The sequence below is a fragment of the Mycobacterium sp. TH-M106 genome (genome assembly GCF_057473765.1).
The window spans coordinates 1-1,130 of sequence record NZ_JBYCLE010000608.1 but is presented as its reverse complement, the minus strand read 5'-3'; the positions used below and the strand labels follow the sequence as shown (position 1 = coordinate 1,130).

1 protein-coding gene and 1 pseudogene are annotated in these 1,130 nt (G+C 65.7%); both read left to right on the top strand.

Going from position 1 to position 1,130, the window contains the following annotated elements:
* Nucleotides 1-687 (top strand): SigB/SigF/SigG family RNA polymerase sigma factor (locus AC2VOP_RS20685; RefSeq protein ID WP_486962703.1); only part of this gene is annotated, 687 nt, incomplete at its 5' end.
* A 116-nt stretch (nucleotides 688-803) separates the two neighbouring features.
* A pseudogene (locus AC2VOP_RS20680) lies at nucleotides 804-1,130 on the top strand (hypothetical protein); the annotation flags it as partial.

Genomic DNA, 1,130 nt, shown 5'->3' with positions numbered 1-1,130 from the left:
GACGAGCGCGGCTCGGCGATGCGCATCGCCGACGTGGCCCGGGCGCTCGGGGTGACACGGCAGACCGTCTACCGTTACTTCCCCGGTACGCAGGCGGTGCTGGTGGTCGCCCGCCTGGGCCTGATGAACGCCATCAACCGATTCGACCCCGCAAAAGGCCCCAGTTTCGTCGGATTTGCGGTCCCCACCATGATGGGCGAGGTCCGCCGCTACTTTCGTGACTACAGCTGGGGCATGCGTGTGCCACGCCGACTGCGCGAGTTGCACGTCCAAATCAGCAGAACCACAGCGGATTTGACGCAGCAGCTAGGTCGGGCACCGACAGCCGGTGAACTTTCTCGAGCGCTGGAAGTCCCCCATGAGGAGATCGTCGAATGCCTCATCGCGGGTGACGCCTATCGGCTCGAATCGCTGGAAGCGCCCATCTGCAGCGACAGTTCAGGCAAGCCCCGCGTGGTGGCCGACGCTGTCGGCCGCGTCGATCCTCAGATCGACCACATCACCAACAGGAAAGCGGTCCGCGCCCTGTTGAGTGCGCTTCCCCGACGCCAACGCGAGGTCCTGCACATGCGTTTTTTCGAATCGATGACGCAAAGCCAGATCGCCGAGCGGATCGGCGTCTCGCAGATGCAGGTCTCACGCATCCTCGCCAGCACCCTGCTGTGCCTGCGCGACCAGTTGGAGTAGCGCCGCGCCCTTTCCGCACCGCCCGGTTTCCCGACGATGTACTGTCCGATTCGGCACTCGAGCCGGTTTGCTTCGCCAGATGCAGCCCGGGAAGGAGCCGGGAAGGGGCGCGTGTGATGAGGATTTCTCCGGTGGCGGCGGCAGGTGTGGCCGTGGCGGCGGCGCTGGTGGTGGCCACGAGCGGCTGCGGTACCCATTCGACGACATCGACCCCGAAATCCGCTTCCGCCACCTCGGCCCGGGGCAGCCGTGGCCCCGAACCGACCACAGCGGCGCCGGTAGGGCCCGGCGAATATGCGGGGTTGCTGATCAAGGCCACCGACATCCATGCACCGGTGACGTTCACCGGCAGTCCGCCGACGGAGAATCCGAACGGCCAGCCGGGTGTGGCAACAACATTTCGCGACGAAGACGGCAGTCACCTGATCAAGGACACCATTCGG